This window comes from Streptomyces sp. NPDC048671 (assembly GCF_055587045.1).
This window is the reverse complement of sequence record NZ_JBVJHB010000002.1, coordinates 274,159-289,895: the sequence shown is the minus strand read 5'-3', so window position 1 is coordinate 289,895 and position 15,737 is coordinate 274,159. Positions and strand designations below refer to the sequence as shown.

Annotated in this window: 16 protein-coding genes; 7 read left to right on the top strand and 9 right to left on the bottom strand. The window is 72.2% G+C overall.

Annotated elements, in window-relative coordinates; translation table 11 throughout:
* The first annotated feature begins 171 nt into the window (after positions 1-171).
* Positions 172-1,017 carry an SGNH/GDSL hydrolase family protein gene (locus ACZ6S6_RS05720; protein ID WP_362952686.1) on the top strand — a complete coding sequence of 282 codons (846 nt, stop codon included), beginning with the start codon at positions 172-174 and terminating at the stop codon, positions 1,015-1,017.
* A 14-nt stretch (positions 1,018-1,031) separates the two neighbouring features.
* Here ACZ6S6_RS05720 and ACZ6S6_RS05715 read toward each other — a convergent pair whose 3' ends face one another.
* Genes ACZ6S6_RS05715 through ACZ6S6_RS05690 form a run of 6 tightly spaced genes read right to left on the bottom strand, consistent with a single transcriptional unit; the run spans position 1,032 to position 7,199 of the window.
* Positions 1,032-1,913, bottom strand: coding sequence for an STM4011 family radical SAM protein (locus ACZ6S6_RS05715; RefSeq protein WP_469704109.1), 882 nt, complete (start codon positions 1,911-1,913; stop codon positions 1,032-1,034).
* 7 nt (positions 1,914-1,920) lie between these two features.
* Complete coding sequence (locus ACZ6S6_RS05710) at positions 1,921-3,294, bottom strand: STM4012 family radical SAM protein (protein WP_469704108.1); 1,374 nt, start codon at positions 3,292-3,294, stop codon at positions 1,921-1,923.
* The gene (locus tag ACZ6S6_RS05705; protein ID WP_469704245.1) at positions 3,291-4,106 is read right to left on the bottom strand and encodes an STM4013/SEN3800 family hydrolase; all 816 of its coding nucleotides are present in this window, start codon (positions 4,104-4,106) and stop codon (positions 3,291-3,293) included. Before ACZ6S6_RS05705 ends, ACZ6S6_RS05710 begins: the two co-directional genes overlap by 4 nt.
* Before the next feature lie 37 nt (positions 4,107-4,143).
* Positions 4,144-5,289, bottom strand: coding sequence for an STM4014 family protein (locus ACZ6S6_RS05700; RefSeq protein ID WP_469704107.1), 1,146 nt, complete (start codon positions 5,287-5,289; stop codon positions 4,144-4,146).
* On the bottom strand, positions 5,270-6,238 hold the full coding sequence (locus ACZ6S6_RS05695) for an STM4015 family protein (RefSeq protein WP_469704106.1): 969 nt from the start codon (positions 6,236-6,238) through the stop codon (positions 5,270-5,272). The genes ACZ6S6_RS05700 and ACZ6S6_RS05695 overlap by 20 nt, the downstream gene beginning before the upstream one ends.
* 7 nt (positions 6,239-6,245) lie before the next feature.
* A complete protein-coding gene (locus ACZ6S6_RS05690; protein WP_469704105.1) occupies positions 6,246-7,199 on the bottom strand; it encodes an STM4015 family protein in 954 nt (317 codons plus the stop codon).
* A 175-nt stretch (positions 7,200-7,374) separates the two neighbouring features.
* Between ACZ6S6_RS05690 and ACZ6S6_RS05685 the strand changes: the two genes are divergently transcribed.
* A complete protein-coding gene (locus ACZ6S6_RS05685; protein WP_362952698.1) occupies positions 7,375-7,701 on the top strand; it encodes a hypothetical protein in 327 nt (108 codons plus the stop codon).
* Between the two features lie 92 nt (positions 7,702-7,793).
* The gene (locus tag ACZ6S6_RS05680) at positions 7,794-8,795 is read left to right on the top strand and encodes a DUF6745 domain-containing protein (protein ID WP_362952700.1); all 1,002 of its coding nucleotides are present in this window, start codon (positions 7,794-7,796) and stop codon (positions 8,793-8,795) included.
* A 51-nt stretch (positions 8,796-8,846) separates the two neighbouring features.
* Here ACZ6S6_RS05680 and ACZ6S6_RS05675 read toward each other — a convergent pair whose 3' ends face one another.
* Positions 8,847-9,437, bottom strand: coding sequence for a TetR/AcrR family transcriptional regulator (locus ACZ6S6_RS05675; RefSeq protein ID WP_469704104.1), 591 nt, complete (start codon positions 9,435-9,437; stop codon positions 8,847-8,849).
* A gap of 78 nt (positions 9,438-9,515) precedes the next feature.
* Complete coding sequence (locus tag ACZ6S6_RS05670; RefSeq protein ID WP_469704103.1) at positions 9,516-10,724, bottom strand: glutamate dehydrogenase; 1,209 nt, start codon at positions 10,722-10,724, stop codon at positions 9,516-9,518.
* Between the two features lie 258 nt (positions 10,725-10,982).
* On the opposite strand from ACZ6S6_RS05670, the gene ACZ6S6_RS05665 reads away from it, so the two are divergent.
* On the top strand, positions 10,983-11,423 hold the full coding sequence (locus ACZ6S6_RS05665; protein WP_362952706.1) for a PPOX class F420-dependent oxidoreductase: 441 nt from the start codon (positions 10,983-10,985) through the stop codon (positions 11,421-11,423).
* Positions 11,424-11,522: 99 nt separating this feature from the next.
* Positions 11,523-12,785, top strand: coding sequence for an MBL fold metallo-hydrolase (locus ACZ6S6_RS05660; RefSeq protein ID WP_362952708.1), 1,263 nt, complete (start codon positions 11,523-11,525; stop codon positions 12,783-12,785).
* A gap of 39 nt (positions 12,786-12,824) precedes the next feature.
* Here ACZ6S6_RS05660 and ACZ6S6_RS05655 read toward each other — a convergent pair whose 3' ends face one another.
* Positions 12,825-13,403 carry a helix-turn-helix domain-containing protein gene (locus ACZ6S6_RS05655; protein WP_362952710.1) on the bottom strand — a complete coding sequence of 193 codons (579 nt, stop codon included), beginning with the start codon at positions 13,401-13,403 and terminating at the stop codon, positions 12,825-12,827.
* Between the two features lie 47 nt (positions 13,404-13,450).
* On the opposite strand from ACZ6S6_RS05655, the gene ACZ6S6_RS05650 reads away from it, so the two are divergent.
* Both ACZ6S6_RS05650 and ACZ6S6_RS05645 read left to right on the top strand, forming a co-directional pair.
* Positions 13,451-14,296 (top strand): class I SAM-dependent methyltransferase, encoded by an 846-nt coding sequence (locus ACZ6S6_RS05650; protein WP_469704102.1) that lies wholly within the window; start codon positions 13,451-13,453, stop codon positions 14,294-14,296.
* A gap of 216 nt (positions 14,297-14,512) precedes the next feature.
* Positions 14,513-15,505, top strand: coding sequence for an ArsR/SmtB family transcription factor (locus ACZ6S6_RS05645; RefSeq protein WP_469704101.1), 993 nt, complete (start codon positions 14,513-14,515; stop codon positions 15,503-15,505).
* The last annotated feature ends 232 nt before the right edge of the window (positions 15,506-15,737 follow it).

Below are 15,737 nucleotides of genomic sequence, written 5' to 3'. Positions count from 1 at the left end.
CGGTCCGGTGACCCGGACCGGAGCAATACATAGAGGGACGGTGCGTGGCGGCGCACCGTCCCTCTGCTTATTCCCCCTTTACCAAAACCTGACCGGGTGGTCTATCTCACCACCCGTCAAGCCCGTATTACGGTCGCGTAGGTCACATTCGACGGTGCAGGATATGCCCTTGTGGCAAACGATTCGAGAAACATCCGACAGAGCGTCATCAACCGGCAGGGCGCCATCGAGTCGTACGCGGCGATTGGCGACAGCTTCACCGAGGGAGTCGGCGATCTCGGCCCCGACGGGACATTCGTCGGCTGGGCTGACAGGTTCGCGGTCATCCTCGCGGACCAGCTCCCGGACCCCGGAACGGCACCGGGCATCACAGGCGCCGCGCACGGGAACTTCAGGTACGCCAATCTCGCCGTACGAGGACGTCTCCTCGACCAGATAGTCGAGGAGCAGGTGCCCCGCGCCAGAGAACTCGCCCCCGACCTGGTGAGCTTCTGCGCGGGCGGCAACGACATCATCCGGCCGGGCACCGACCCCGACGACGTCGCCGAGCGCTTCGAGCGCGCTGTCGCGGAGCTGACCGAATCGGTCGGCACCGTCATGGTCACCACCGGCTTCGACACCCGCGGCGTTCCCGTGCTGCGCCATCTGCGCGGCAAGATCGCCACCTACACCGCCCATGTCCGGTCCATCGCGGACCGCTACGACTGCCCGGTGCTCGACCTGTGGTCGCTGCGCTCCGTGCAGGACCGGCGCGCCTGGGACGGCGACCGGCTGCATCTGTCACCCGAGGGACACACCCGGGTCGCGCTGCGCGCCGCCCAGGTCCTCGGCGTCGACGTACCGGCCGACCCCGACCAGGAGTGGCCGCCGCAGGCGCACCGGGGAACGCTGGAGGTCCGGCGCGACGACATCCACTGGGCCCGCGAGTACCTGGTGCCGTGGATCGGGCGCCGGCTGCGCGGCGAGTCCTCGGGGGACCACGTGGAGGCCAAGCGGCCGGACCTGCTGCCGCTCTGAGGGGCGCGACGCGATCAGGGCCCCACCCGCTCGACGGAATGCGGCGTCCGCGCCGGGATGCGTTCCAGCACACCGCCCGCGAACACGTCGTACAGCGGCAGTGTCTCCAGATGGACGTAGCCGATGTGGCAGTCGCACACCGCCAGCGGGCAGGCCCGCGGGCCCAGCGCCCCGCGATAGCTGCCGTCGTAGAGATTGCCGAGCTCGGCCCGGACGAAGTGGCAGCGGCGCACCGTGCCGTCCCCGTCCACCGAGATGACCGACTCACCGGTCCGGCAGGGCAGCCCGGCCGAGCGGTGCGGATGACGGCTGTACGGGAACAACGGGTCGATCTCCGTCCACCGGCCGGCCTCCTCGTCCGTGTAGCTGTGCCCCTCCGCGGCGTTGACCCAGAGGTAGACCTCTTCGGGGAGCGCAGCCCGCAGCCGCCGGGCCTCTTCGAGATGGCCGTCAAGACCGACCACCCCGACGCTGTGACGGATCCCCAGCGACGTCAGCTCCGCGCACCGGGCCAGGAAGCGCTCGTACGGCGTCTGGCCCGGGTGGTACGTGCACCAGAGCGCGATCTTGTCCCGGCCCGCGGCGCCCGCCTCGGCCAGCCACCGCGTACGGCCGCTGAGGTTCGTCTGGATCGCCACCCGGCGGATGTGCGGCAGCCGGGCCAGCTCGACCAGCGCCCGGCGGTACCAGGAGCGGACCAGCCCCTCGCCCCACGGGGTGAACAGCACCGAGATCCGGTCGTCGGTCCGCGCCGCCGCCCACGCCGTGAACCGCTCCAGCGCGGCCCGGTCGGCCCGCAGCTGCTCCCGGCTGTCGCGCCGCTTGGCGAACGGACAGTACGGGCAGTCGTAGTCACACGACGCGAGCGGACCGCGGTAGAGGATCGTCAGGTCCATGAGGGGCTCACTTCAGCTCGTACGAGGCCATCGCGGCCCGCACGGCGGGGGAGAAGAGGTCGGGGCCCAGGGCGTCGGAGTGCGCCAGCCCCTCGGGCGACAGACGCAGCAGCCCGGCGGCCGCCCCGTCCGGATCGAGCCAGCCCCGGTCCTCGAACAGGGCCAGCTCCTCGCGGAAGTCCTCGTCGGGGGAGGTGCCGAACCGCTCCCGGTACTCCGGCAGCCGCAGCCCCTCGGCCTGGAGGACCGACTGGAGGAGATGACGGCGGCGCGCCTCACCGCTGTCGGTGTACCGGCCGACCTCGGCGTACGAGAAGTCCTCGGTCGCCGTGTAGTCGTCGATGATCCCGCGCACTTTCCCCGTCTCCACGGCGTAGTCGAAGGAGTAGTGCAGCCCGGAGGTGTACGAGCGGGCGCCGCAGCCCAGGCCGATCATGCCGTCGGTCTGGCAGGCGTAGTCGTCGGGGCCACCGTCCCGCGGGGCGTCGGCGCGGCGGAACATCCGCATCGACACCTGCTCGTAGCCGTGGGCGAGGAGGTGATCGCGGCCCGCGCGGTACAGCCGCAGCCGCTGCTCGTCCCAGGCGGACTCCGCGTCCGCGGCCGAGGCGGCGATCCGGCCGAGGCCGGTCAGCGGACGTATGTACAGCGGGTAGAGGTACAGCTCCTCCGGCCGCCACTGGAGGGCCGCGTCCAGCGAGGTGCGCCAGCTCGCCTCGGTCTGTCCGTCGATGCCGTAGATCAGGTCGATGTTGAGGACCGGGATGCGGGCGTCCCGGATCAGCCCGAGGGCCGACTCCACATCGGCACGGCGCTGCGGACGGACCGCCGCACGCGCCTCGGCCCCGACGAAGCTCTGCACACCGATGCTGATCCTGGTCGTCCCCCGGTCGGCCAGGACGGCCAGCCGGTCGGCCGTCGCGGTCGACGGTGATGTCTCGACCGACAGGGGCACCGACCGGAGATCAGCGCCCATCCGCTTCTCCGCTATGTCGCACAGGCGCTCCAGCTCGCCCGCCGTCAGGAAGGTGGGGGTCCCGCCGCCGAAGGCCGCCGCGGCGAACCGCACCGGTTCCGTGTCGCCCAGCGCGTTCCGTACAGCCGTCGCCTGGCGGTCCAGTGCGTCGAGGTAGCGGGTGGTGAGCTCGTCGGGGGCGCCGATGCGGGTGAAGAGGTTGCAGAAGCCGCAGCGGACCTCGCAGAACGGTATGTGGAGATAGAGCGAGAGCGCGTCCTTGCGTTCTGCGGCCCACAGCTCACTCAGCGAGGGCCGCCCGTCCGGATGCTCGGACAGCCTGCCGTACGCCGTCTTGTGCGGATAGGCGTAGACGTAGCTCTGGTACGGACGGGGGGCAAGGCGGGGGGAGTACGGACTGTTCATCGGGCGGTGGCCCCCGGTTCCAGGAAGAAATGGGCGTACGGAACGGTCCAGACGGACTCGTGTCCGAGCCGGTGACCGGTGTAGCCGTCGTCGCCGTACGCCGTGCCGTGGTCGGAGCAGACGATGGCGAACGCCCGGCGGCGGCTGCTCGCGGCGGCGAAGAGGCGGCCGACATGGGCGTCCACGTACTCCAGCGCGGCGGCGTGGGTGGCGCGGCTGTCACCCGCGTCGCGGGTCGCCCCCGGCCGGTGGAACCAGTTCGGCTGGTGCAGCGCGGAGACGTTGACGAAGAGGAACAGCCGTTGTCCGGAGGGAAGCCGCTCGACGACGCGTTCGGCGCGGGTCACCTGCGCCTCGAACGACGTGTCGGAGGCGACGCCGAACTCGGGCTCCCAGTGCGCCTCCTGGAACATTCCGGGCAGCACCGAGCCGAGCGGTGCCTGCTGGTTGAAGAACCCGACGCCGCCGATGCACACCGTGCGGTAGCCGGCCGCGGCCAGGCCCGACACCAGGTCGGGGGTGTCGAAGACGAAGGTGCGCTCCGCAGTGGTCTCGCTGCCCGCGAACCGGGCGGCGAACAGCCGCGGATGCGGCCCCGGGGCGGCCGGCGTGGGTAGGAACCCCGCGAAGATCGCCTGGTGCGAGGCATACGTGAAACTCCCCGGGGCGTGCCGCCGCTCCCAGGCGCCCCCCGGCAGGTGCCGGGCCAGGTTCGGGATGCGGCCGGCGGCGGCGAGTTCCGCCGCGACGTCGTGCCGCAGGGTGTCCAGGGTGACGAGCAGCAGATCGTGGCTGCCGACGATCTGGCTCATATCGGGGTTCAGGGCGTCGATGACGCCGGACGGGGGTTCAGGTCGTTGCGTCGGCACGGTGGTTCCTTGCTCTGTTCAGTACGGCGGCGACCTGCGCCGCATAGGTGTCCAGGCCCTCGGCGCCGCTGCCCGGCAGACCGGTCAGACGCGGCAGCAGATCACCGAAGGCGTTGACCTCGCCGACGGCGAAGCGCCGCCAGCCGGTCGACGGAAGCAGATCGACGCCCACGCACAGCGTGTCCGGGAAGGCGGCGCCCGCCCGCTCGCACACGGCCAGCGCCTCGCTCCAACTGCCGCCCGCCGCCTCGACGGCGGCCCGCGCCTCGTCCAGATCGCCGCGCGCACCGCCGAGGTGCAGATTGGTCATGGGGGAGCGGCTGGTGCGGACGACGGCATGGGTGGCGCGGCTGTCCACCACCACGACCCGCAGGTCGGCCGCCCGGCCGCGCTGCGAGGCCTTCGGCAGCCAGCGCTCGATGTGCAGACCGTCCGGCGCGAGGGCGTCCACGATCGCCGCCACCTCCCGCTCCGTGGTGAGGTGACGCACCCGCAGCGAGTTGTGGAGCCGCCCCTCCGGGGTCCGCTCGACGGAGGTGGCCGCCCGGATCCGGCCGGGCCCGGCCGTCTCGACGGCCAGTACCCCGGAGGCGGAGGACCCGTGCGCGGGCTTCACGAACACCCTCGGCATCCGGCGGTCCGCCATCAGCCCGCGCACATCCGCCCAGCCACGCACGGGCGGCGCGGCGGCGCCCGACGTCGGCGAGGGGGGCACCGGCACCCCCGCCGCGACCAGCACGCCGTGACAGAGGCGCTTGTCGAACAGCACCGCGATGTCACCGGGATCATCCAGCAGCACCGCACCCGCCCCGGCCGCCGCCCGCGCCACCTCCCGTACGGCGGAGGTGAACCGTGCGTACCAGAGGGACGAACCCTCCACCCTGGTCGGGTCGTCGACGCCGCGCAGCAGCCGCTCGACCTCGGCGTCCTCACCGGGTGAGTCGATGCGTACGGTCTCCCCGGGCAGGAAGACCGCCGCCCCCGTCAGCACGTCGAGCCAGGACACGGTGCGGGCCGGGGGCAGTCCGGCGGCGCGCACGGCGTCCCGGAAGAGGCCGGCCCGGCGGCTGCCGGGATTGCCGACGACCGCGAAGCGCGGCGGCGCGCTATTCGCTGACCGCGACATAGCGGGGCTCGTCATCCTCTGGATCCCAGTAGTCCGCCTCGTCGAGATCGAGGCGGGTGCCCGACCGGGAGCACAGCTCCCGGAAGCGCTCCATCAGCGGATCGGTGAGGTAGTGATGACGCAGATCCAGCGACGTCAGACGGGTGAGCGGCTGACCGCCGAGGAGGGCCACGGCTCCCGTGTCGCTGAGGGTCCCCATGGACAGCGCGAGCGATTCCAGCTGGGCGACGACCGGGGCGGAGGCCACCGCCGCGGCTATCTCGTCCTGGATCTCGCTGTTCTGCAGGCCGAGATGGCGCAGCCGGGGAAAGCCGCCGCCCGCCAGCACCGGCCGCAGGTCCTCGACGGTGGCGTCGCCGCCGTACCAGGCGGCGCCGAACCAGAACTCCAGCCGCTCCAGGGCGGGCAGTTCGCAGGCCCCGACCGCCCGTACGACATGGCCGGGCAGGCCGCCGGACTCGAACCTCAGTGACCTCAGCGCCTCGTGCCGCACCGGACGCAGCCGGAGCTTCTCCTCCTCGGGGACGCTGTCCCCACCGCCGCGCACGGTCAGCTCCTCCAGGAGCGGGAACGCTTCGAGCACCGGCGTGATGTCGCACATGTCGAGCCACGACACCTCGCACTCCTCACCGACCACATCGGCGAGGAACAGCGCGCGCAGATCCGTGAGACGGCCCGCCGCGGAGGCGAGCTGTTCGACGACGGGGGCGAGAGCGGAGTACTCGTCCTCCCACCAGGGGCCGATCAGCAGGGCCCGGACCCCGGCCGTGTCGACCGTGTCGAGGAAGTGCCGCCAGAGCTCCGGGAACGTCACCTCGTCCGGGCCGCAGTCCAGCCGCCAGGCCACCGACTCCGCCGCGGGCAGCGCCCGTACACCGGCGTCGTCCAGGAACGGCAGGGTCAGCACGGGAAGACCGTGGAAGACCTCGGGGTGTTCGATGCCGCTCATCGCCGCATCACTCCGACACCGTGGTGTAGCGCCCCTCGGCCCCGCCGTCGTCCCACGGCGTGCAGCGATCCGACAGATCGACCCGCACACCGTACGGCTCCAGGGACTCGGCGATCCGGCGCTCGACCGGCTCGGAGAGGAAGTGGTGGTGCAGATCGAGCACGTCGAGATGGGTCAGCGGCTGCCCCTCCAGCAGCGCGGCCGCGCCCTCGTCCCCGAGGGTGCCGCACGACAGATCGAGCGTGCGCAGCCGGGCCACGAGCGGGGCGGAAGCGATGGCCGCCGCGATCTCGTTCTCCACCTCGCTGTTGCGCAGACCGAGATGGTGCAGGGCCGGGAACCGGGTGCCGGACAGCAGCGGCGCGAGATCCGCCACATCGGTGTCGCCGCCGTAGGCGGAGACACCGAGCCAGAGATCGAGCCGCTCCAGCGAGGGCAACTCGCTGTCCAGCACCCCGCGCACCACCGCGACCGGCAGCCCGCCCGTCTCGATCGTGAGCGAACGCAGGCGCTCGTGCCGGGCGGGCGGGAAGACGAGATCCGTTCCGCCGCGCACCCCGAGCTCGACCAGCGCGGGGTAGGCGGCGAGCAGAGCGGTGACGTCGCTCTGCTGGATCCAGGAGATCTCCGACTCCTCCATCGTCAGATCGCCGACGAACACCGCCTCCAGCGACGTCAGCCGGTCGGCGGCGGCCGTCACCAGCCCGATCGGGAGGGACGAGTCCTCCTCGTACGACTCGCCCCACTGCCCGATGATCAGTGCCCGCACACCGGACGGATCGACGGTCTCCAGGAACGAGGCGAACTCCTCCTCCCAGGTGCGGTCCTCGTCCTCGTACGGGTCGACCCGTACGCGCCAGGCAGCCGCGTCGGCGGCCGGCCGGGGGCCGCCGTCCGTCCCGGACTGGAAATCGACGGCCGGAAGGCCGAGCAACTCGTGCAGGTGGTCCACATCGGACATGGCCCTGAGCTCCTGATGACGGCGACGGATTGATGTCCGCAAGGTGTATCAAGACCCACTGACAACGGGTCGACCGGGCCCGGTGCCCGGCGCTCCGCGGCTGATTGTCAGACCCCCGCCGTAGCGTTTTCCATGTGGCCGGCACAGCGGGTGCCGACCGGGATGGGAGACGTCTGTGTACCGGCAGGGCGATGTGCTGATCATGGCGCTGGAGGAGTCCGAGGTGCCCCCGAACCTCCTGGACGCGCCGGGCGAACTGCGCGACGGGCGGGGCCGGCTGGTGCTCGCGCTCGGTGAGGTCACCGGACACGCGCACGCGGTGCCGGGGCCGGGACGGCTGATCCGGGAGGGCGGAGTGTTCGGCCCGATGCTGCTCCACCTGCCCGACGGCGGACGTGTGGTGCACGAGGAACACGCGGTGATACCGCTGCCGCAGGGCTGGTTCCGCGTGGTGCGCCAGCGGGAGTACGCACCGGGGGCGGTCCGCATCGTGGCGGACTGACCGGCCCCGCCGGCCGGGCTTCCGGTGCCGGCCACGGGCAGCGAAGAGTGATCCGAGAACGCGGGAATCAGGGAACAGGGGACGGGGAGACGATGCAGTACGTGGACTCATGGCGGGCCGTGGCGGCGGAGACCGGCGCGGCGGACCGGGCGGCAGCGCAGGACGGGGTGCGGCTCGCCTACCGCAGTGCCGGGCTGGCCGAGCCGGAGGAGTTCGTCTGGGCCGATTCGCCCAGGGCGGCCGTCGGGCTCGTGAAGCAGCTGGCCGACGCCGGCCGCTCGGTCCGGGAGGAGGTGAGGACCCGGCCCTGGGCGGAGGAACGGCGCCGGATGTACGACGAGTTGGGCCCGGCCGGCTGGTCCGCGCTCTGGTCCGCCACCGGCGCCCAGCTGTGGGAGAGCACGGCGGCGCTCGCCGACCGGATACGGGCTGGGGTCGTCGCCGGACTCGCCGAGCGGCCCGAGGACGAGCCGGATGTGCGGCTGCTCCTCCTCGACGCGGTCCTGGGCCAGCACGACGCGGCGTGGCTCGCCGCGTTCGACGGCCGGGGCGACCGGCTCGACGGACTGTCGGCCGTGGCCAGGAACGCGGGCTGGTGGTGGCCCTACGAGCGTGCCGTGGTGATCAGCGAGCGCCCGGAGGTGCTGCACCGCGACGAGGCGGGCAGGCTCGACCGCGGTGATGGGCCCGCGCTCTCCTACCGGGACGGGTTCGGACTGTACGCCTGGCGCGGCATGCCGGTGCCCGCCGGATTCCTGGCCGAGCTGACCGCGCTCACCCCCGAACGGATCCGGGCCGAGGAGAACGCCGAACTGCGGCGCGTGATGCTGGAGTTCTACGGATACGACCGCTACCTCACCGAGTCCGGCGCCGAACCGGTCCACCGGGACGAGACGGGCATCCTCTGGCGGATCGCGCTCGACGGCGACGAGGACGTGGTCATGGTCGAGGTGGTCAACTCCACCCCGGAGCCGGACGGGACGCGTCGCACGTACTGGCTGCGGGTGCCGCCCGCGACCCGGACCGCGAAGGACGGCGTTGCCTGGACCTTCGGCCTGCGGGGCGAGTCCTACGCACCCCTGCGCCAGACCTGACGGGCCCGCCGGAGGGGGGCTGCCGGAGGGGGGGCTGACCGGTCCGGTGGGTCAGGCCGTCAGCGTCGCGTGGTCGATGCCGAGTTCACGGGCGAGTGCCTGTTCGGTCCACTCCAGCATCGTGGCCCGGGAGAGCGGACCCGCGTACGAGGTCATCTGCACCGCCAGGCCGTCCAGCAGAGCGGTCAGCCGCCAGGCCACGGACATCGGGTCGTCGCAGTGGAACTCGCCCGCGGCCGCGCCCTCCTCGATGACCTCGGCCAGCTCCGCCTTCCACTGCTGGTCGAGATCGCCCGCCACATTGCGCAGCGCGGGGTCGCGGAGCGAGGCCGCCCAGCCCTCGATCCACAGCCGCCAGCCCTTGGCCTGGCCCGTCGGGGCGTACCAGCGGACGGCGGCGCGCAGCCTGCGCACCGCCGTGGTCCGGCGGGTCAACAGCTTGCGCAGCTGGGTGAGATCGGCCTCGGCCGCGTGCGCGAAGGCGGCGGCGACCAGTTTCTCCTTGGTCGAGAAGTGGTAGAGCACGAGTGCGTTGCTCACGCCGAGGACGGAGGCCACATCGGCGATCCGTACCGCCGCGACACCTCGCACCTCGATCTGCTCGACGGCAGCGCGCAGCAGCTCCTCGCGTCGCTCCGCCACACTCAACCGCACTCTTCCCACGGCGTCACCCTAACGAATGCCCGCCCCCGGGCAGGCCGGGGGCGGGCCAGGGTTCATTCAGCGGTACCAGCCGAAGCGTTCCGTCATCACCGGCAGCCGGTCGGCGACGACGGCGTGGGCCGCCGCCCGCGGGGTGCAGCCGTCCGCCTCGGCCCGGGTCAGCACGAGCTCGACGAGAGCGCGCATCGAACTCCGGGTGTGCGCGAACGCCTCGTCGGCGTCGGCTCCGATGTCGCCGAACAGCGTCCACCACCACCAGGCGTTGGTACCGGAGTTGACGACGACATCGGGCAGAACCGTGATCCCGCGCTCCGCGAGCAGCGCCTCGGCCTCGGGCAGCACCGGCATATTGGCGGCCTCGACCACCCAACGGGCCTTGATCCGGGCCTGGTTCGCCGCGTCGATGGCGTAGGAGACGGCCGCGGGTACGAGCACGTCCACGTCCTGGTCCAGCCAGGCCCCGGCGGGCAGCTCCCGGTCCGTCGCGCGCAGCGCGCCGCGGTCCACCGTCCCGTGGGCGTCCCGGGCCGACAGCAGTGCCTCGACGTCGAGGCCGGCCGGGTTGGCGATCGTGCCCTTCACATCGGCGACGGCGACCACGCGCAGCCCGGCCCGCGACAGGAACCGGGCCGTCGCGCCGCCCATGGTGCCCAGCCCCTGCACGGCGACCCGCGCCCCGTCGTACGCGACCCCGTCCCGGTCCAGCGCGGCGAGGGCCGACTCGGCGACCCCGCAGCCACCGACCAGCTCGTCCAGACCGATGCCGTCCACCTCGACGGCGAAGGCGTCGGCCAGTCGCTGCCGGGCCGCGGTCTCGTCGTCGAGCAGCGGATAGACGGCCTCGATGGAGGAGACGAGCCCGGCCTCCGCCGCCGCCCGGTCGACCAGGTCCTGGCTGAGTCCCAGATCCTCGCCGGTCGTCCAGATGTTCTCGATGTACGGACGCACGGCCCGCAGATAGCGCACCAGCACGCCGTAGGCCGCCGGGTCGCGGGGATCGCAGTCGATGCCGCCCTTGGCACCGCCGAGCGGTACGTAGCGGGCCCCGGTGCGGTCCGCGTCGAAGTGGAGGGCTTCCTTCATCGTCATGCCGCGGGCCAGTCCGGTCACCTCGTCGAGCGTGCAGCCCGCCCGCATCCGCAACCCGCCGCTGGACACCCCGCGCACCAGCCGGTCGACGACCAGGTGCCCCTGGCGGCCGGTGACGTGGTCCGTCCAGGTCAGGGAGATCAGCGGGGCGGGCGGGGACACCGGAGGCGTCGTCATCGGGAGTTCTCCTCGGTCACTGCGATCGGGGCGGGCCCGGGGGCGATGCCACGGGATCCGGGCCGCGCGGCCCGGCGCCCCGTGCGGCCGCGATCTGTTACTGAATCGCGAGTCAGTATCGGGAGGTGGGGCGCCGCTGTCAATGCGGCCCCGCGCCGAATCACCGCCCCGTGGCCGGATGCGTCCCCGCGGGGCGGTGGAGCGGATACCGGATGGCGGATGCGGAATCCTGCGCACGGTCCGGACGTTGGATTCGGCATGACGGGAATCGATGCACAGCAGGATGCGCTTCTTCGGTTGTTCTCCGAAGGCAACAGCGGCGTACTGGTTACGCTCAAGCGGGACGGCAGGCCCCAGCTGTCCAATGTCAACCACTTCTACTACCCCGACGAGCGCATCGTCCGGGTCTCGGTCACCGAGGACCGTGCGAAGACCCGGAACCTGCGCCGGGACCCGCGGGCGAGCTACCACGTCACCAGCGAGGACCGCTGGGCCTGGACCGTCGCGGACGGCACCGCGGACCTCACCCCGGTGGCCGCCGACCCCGAGGACGCCACCGTGGCGGAGCTGGTCGCGCTCTACCGCGATGTCCAGGGGGAACATCCGGACTGGGACGACTACCGCCGGGCCATGGTCAGGGACCGCCGGGTCGTGCTGCGGCTCCATGTCGAGCACGTGTACGGGCAGCCGCGTGGCTGAGGCGGACCCTGCGGGCCGCCATCCCGTTGGGTGTTCTGCTCTCGCACTGTCGTACCCCCCGACCATAATGAGATGACACCGACTCCCTCAGGAGATCTTGTGACCGGCGCTGACTCCAGACTTCCGCTCCGCACCAGGCTGCGTGCGCTGCGGCCCGCCGACTTCGGGGCCGACCCGGGCGGCACCCGTATGGAGCGCATTCGTCGTTCCCCCAACTTCGCCGACGGAATGTTCCAGAACCCGGTGGGGGCACGGACCAGGCCGTCGGGGTCCGCCCTGGAGTTCGCGAAGACGTACTTCCGCAAGGAGGAGCGGGCGCTCAGGTCGCCGACCGGTGATGTGCCGGTCCACGCCACCACCCTGGCCGATCTCGCCACGCCCCCCGTCTCCGGGCTGCGGCTCACCTGGATGGGGCATTCCAGTGTGCTCGCCGAGATCGACGGCCGGCGGGTGCTGTTCGACCCGGTCTGGGGTGACCGCTGCTCGCCCTTCGCGTTCGCGGGGCCCAAGCGCCTGCATCCCGTTCCGCTGCCGCTCGCCGTGCTCGGCAAGGTCGATGTGGTGGTGATCTCCCACGACCACTACGACCACCTCGACCTTCCGACGATCCGGGCGCTGGCCGGTACGGGCACGGCCTTCGCGGTGCCGCTCGGGGTCGGGGCGCACCTGGAGCGCTGGGGCGTGCCCCTGGAGCGGATCCGTGAGCTCGACTGGAACGAGACCACGGAGGTCGCCGGGATCAGCCTCACGGCCACCCCGGCCAGGCACTTCTGCGGCCGTGGCCTCCGCAACCAGCAGCACACCCTCTGGGCCTCGTGGGTCGTCGCGGGACCCGGGCACCGGATCTACCACAGCGGCGACACCGGATATTTCCCCGGCTTCAAGGAGATCGGCGCCGAGCACGGGCCGTTCGACGCCACCATGATCCAGATCGGTGCGTACAGCCAGTACTGGCCCAAGGACCACTCGAACGGCGAACCGGAACCCGGTGCGTGGCCGGACATCCACATGAGCCCCGACGAGGGGGTCCAGGCCCATCTGGACCTTCAGGGCGACGACCCGGCGGCGGGCGTCATGCTGCCGATCCACTGGGGGACGTTCAACCTCGCACTGCATCCGTGGGCCGAGCCCGCCGAGTGGTCGATGCGCGCCGCCCAGTTCGTGGGGGCGACCATGGTGGCACCGCACCCGGGCAGGCCGTTCGAGCCCGCCGATCCTCCGGTGGTCGAACCCTGGTGGCGCTCCGTGGCGGCGGAGCCCGCGGCGGGATGGGGCAACTGGCCCCCGGTCCACGTACAGCTTCCCGGCGCAGCGATGACACCCGCCCCCGGCCGTGACCGCGACCGGGCCGCCCAGGCCTGACGGGCCGGGGCGTTCTCCGTCCGGGCCGGCCGGCCGGGTTCACGCCGGGGGGTGGAGGTGGGTGCACTGTCCGTCGCGGTCGAGGATGCACAGGACCTCGGCCGGTCCGCCGTGCGCCTTGATGGCGTGCGGGATCATGGTGGAGAACTCGGCTGCCTGGCCCGTTTCGACCCGGATGGCGCGCTCGCCGAGGATCAGCGTGATGGTTCCCGACAGGACCGTGAACCAGTCCTTGCCGGGGTGCACGCCGAGCTGGTCGGCCCCCGGACCCCGGGATTCGTCGGTGATACGCATCTTGGCGACGGTGGTGCCGGGCGGGCCGGACCCGCGGTTCAGTACCCAGGTGGTCAGCCCGCGCTGTTCGTCGCGCTGCGGCCTGATCACGACATCGTCGTCGTTGACGGTTTCCACCAGCTGGTCGAGCGAGGTCCCCAGGGCGCGGGCCAGTGCCGTGAGCTGGTCCAGGCTGATGCGCCGGTGACCGGTCTCGATGCGGCTCAGGGTGGAGGGGCTCAGGAAGGCACGTTCGGCGAGGCTGTCGAGCGACCAGCCGCGCGCCTTCCGCAGGCTCCTGATGCGCATGCGGACCGTGCTGTCCACATCACTTTCTTGCGTCATACGCAAGACTGTACGCGTGGTGCGCAAGCCGGGGCTACGGTCGAAGCATGAACACCGCAGACACGGACACGCCTCACCCGAACCACACCGGGGCCGACGCCGGAACCGCCACCATGGCCGAGATGCTGGAGCTCGATGCCGAGGTCCTGCGGACCTTTCTGACCGGGCTCACCACCTGGCTGGGTGAACTGTCCGACCGGGAACCCGGCCGCATCGTCGACCTGGGCACCGGCACCGGGACCGGTGCCATCGCCCTGGCCCGGCGCTTCCCGCGGGCCGAGGTCTCGGCGGTGGATGTCTCCCCGCAGATGCTCCACCGGCTGTCGGCGAAGGTGTCCGCGCTCGGACTCACCGACCGGATCCGCGGCGTCCTGGCGGATCTGGACAAGGGCTGGCCGGCCCTCGACACCCCCGACCTGGTCTGGGCGGCCGCCTCGCTGCACGACATGGGCGACCCCGACCGGGTGCTGTCCCATGTGTTCGACGCCCTGCGGCCGGGCGGCCTCCTGGCCGTCACCGAGATGGACTTCTTCCCCCGCTTCCTGCCCGAGGATGTCAGGGTGGGCCGGCCGGGCATGGAGGCCCGTCTCCATGCCGCCCTGAACGCGGGACCCGCCCCGGACTGGACGGATCACCTGACCCGCGCGGGCTTCGTCCTGGAGGCCGAGCGCCCCTTCGTGACCGACCTGCCCGCCCCGCTGCCGGCCGCCACCGCCCGCTACGCCCAGGTGTGCCTGCGCAAGCTGCGCTCCCACCTCGACGGCCGGTTCCCCGCCGAGGACCTGGCCGCACTCGACGCCGTCACCGACGACGAAGGCCCCCACAGCGTCCTGCGGCGCGACGACCTCACGGTCCGGACCACCCGGACCACCTGGGTGGGCCGCCGCCCCTGACCGCCCGAGGGGCAAAGGCGCCACGCCCGGGAGATGGCGGTGCCCGTACGGCCGGGCGGGGGTCGAACGGCGGTACGCTGCCCGCGGGAAGCGGGTGCGGTGCGGTGCTGCGGCTTCCCGGTGCACCCCTTCCACCGGCTCGCTGATCCGCCGGGCACGGCCGTGGCCGGCATCGGTGCACCTTCACCTTCGAGGGAGCGACCACAGGGGGCGGCCATGCTGCGGGTGTACTTCACCTCCGAGGACCTGGCGCGGGTCCGGGTGGCCCCCGGACCGGACTTCCTCTGGGAGATCAGCAACAGCGTGCAGACCCTCCAACGGCGCGACGGCGAAAGGGTGTTCGGCGCGTGGCGCCGCTGGGTACGGCCCCGGCTCTCCGCGAGCCCCCGGCTGCTTTCCTCCCTGCTGCCCCCGCGCGGGTACTCGCCGGACTTCCTCACCCCCACCACCGGCGACCGGGCCACCTTGCAGGCGGCCGTCGACACCCTGATGAGCACCCCGCGCCCTCGGCTGCGAACCGATCTGACGCAACTGGCCGCCACACTCCAACTGCCCGGCTGGGTGCGCTCATTGGCCGGGGGAGACGCCGACACCCTCCGACAGCTCGGCGAGGCACTGCGCACCTATCAGCTGGAGGCGCTCGCACCGTACTGGCAGCGCGTCCACGCCCACATAGACGCCGACCGCGCCCTGCGCCTGCGCAGTCTCCTGGACGGCGGCACCGAGGGGCTGCTGGCCGGGCTCGGGCCGCAGTTCCGCTGGCGCCCGCCCGTGCTGGAGGTGACGTACCCCGTCGACCAGCAACTCAGGCTGCGAGGAAGGGGACTTGTGCTGCAACCGTCGTTCTTCTGCTGGCCCACCCCGATCACCCTGGCCGACGGGGATCTGCCGCCCGTTCTCGTCTACCCCATCCACCACACCACGGACTGGGCCGGCCCCGCCCCCGCCCGGCCCGCGCAGGGAGCCGGACCGCTGGGCCCGCTGCTCGGTCACACCAGGGCGGGCCTTCTGCGCGCGACCCGTACCGGATGCACCACGGTCGAGGCCGCCCGGCTCCTGGACGTGACCCACCCCGCCGTCAGCCAGCACCTGAACGTGCTCCGTGCGGCGGGCCTGGTCGCCACCGTGCGCAAGGCAGGACGGTCCTTCCACGTCGCGACGGCGGAAGGGCGGGCCCTACTGGCCGCCGAGGAGCGGACCCGGCGATAGCCGGAGTACCCGGGCCCGCTCGACTCCACCGGTAACGGCCTGGTGCACGATAGTGAGCGGGCTCCCGACGCCCTGCGACTCCGCCTCCGGCGTTGTCGTCGGTCAACGACGCTCCGCGTCGATTCCCTCCTCCGCCTTGGATTCGAAGCCGCATGACGCCGCTCGCTGCTCCACTCCCTATCGCGCACCAGGTCGTAAGCCTGAACTTTCATTCCTTGCGCCTCTCGCGGGC

What these genes read in the sequence shown, in the direction of transcription:
- ACZ6S6_RS05705 (WP_469704245.1), bottom strand. Translation starts at nt 4,106, where the DNA reads ATGAGCCAGATCGTCGGCAGCCACGATCTGCTGCTCGTCACCCTGGAC.
- ACZ6S6_RS05715 (WP_469704109.1), bottom strand. Translation starts at nt 1,913, where the DNA reads ATGGACCTGACGATCCTCTACCGCGGTCCGCTCGCGTCGTGTGACTAC.
- ACZ6S6_RS05690 (WP_469704105.1), bottom strand. Translation starts at nt 7,199, where the DNA reads ATGTCCGATGTGGACCACCTGCACGAGTTGCTCGGCCTTCCGGCCGTC.
- ACZ6S6_RS05670 (WP_469704103.1), bottom strand. Translation starts at nt 10,724, where the DNA reads ATGACGACGCCTCCGGTGTCCCCGCCCGCCCCGCTGATCTCCCTGACC.
- ACZ6S6_RS05645 (WP_469704101.1), top strand. Translation starts at nt 14,513, where the DNA reads ATGCTGCGGGTGTACTTCACCTCCGAGGACCTGGCGCGGGTCCGGGTG.
- ACZ6S6_RS05680 (WP_362952700.1), top strand. Translation starts at nt 7,794, where the DNA reads ATGCAGTACGTGGACTCATGGCGGGCCGTGGCGGCGGAGACCGGCGCG.
- ACZ6S6_RS05695 (WP_469704106.1), bottom strand. Translation starts at nt 6,238, where the DNA reads ATGAGCGGCATCGAACACCCCGAGGTCTTCCACGGTCTTCCCGTGCTG.
- ACZ6S6_RS05650 (WP_469704102.1), top strand. Translation starts at nt 13,451, where the DNA reads ATGAACACCGCAGACACGGACACGCCTCACCCGAACCACACCGGGGCC.
- ACZ6S6_RS05655 (WP_362952710.1), bottom strand. Translation starts at nt 13,403, where the DNA reads ATGACGCAAGAAAGTGATGTGGACAGCACGGTCCGCATGCGCATCAGG.
- ACZ6S6_RS05665 (WP_362952706.1), top strand. Translation starts at nt 10,983, where the DNA reads ATGACGGGAATCGATGCACAGCAGGATGCGCTTCTTCGGTTGTTCTCC.
- ACZ6S6_RS05700 (WP_469704107.1), bottom strand. Translation starts at nt 5,289, where the DNA reads ATGTCGCGGTCAGCGAATAGCGCGCCGCCGCGCTTCGCGGTCGTCGGC.
- ACZ6S6_RS05710 (WP_469704108.1), bottom strand. Translation starts at nt 3,294, where the DNA reads ATGAACAGTCCGTACTCCCCCCGCCTTGCCCCCCGTCCGTACCAGAGC.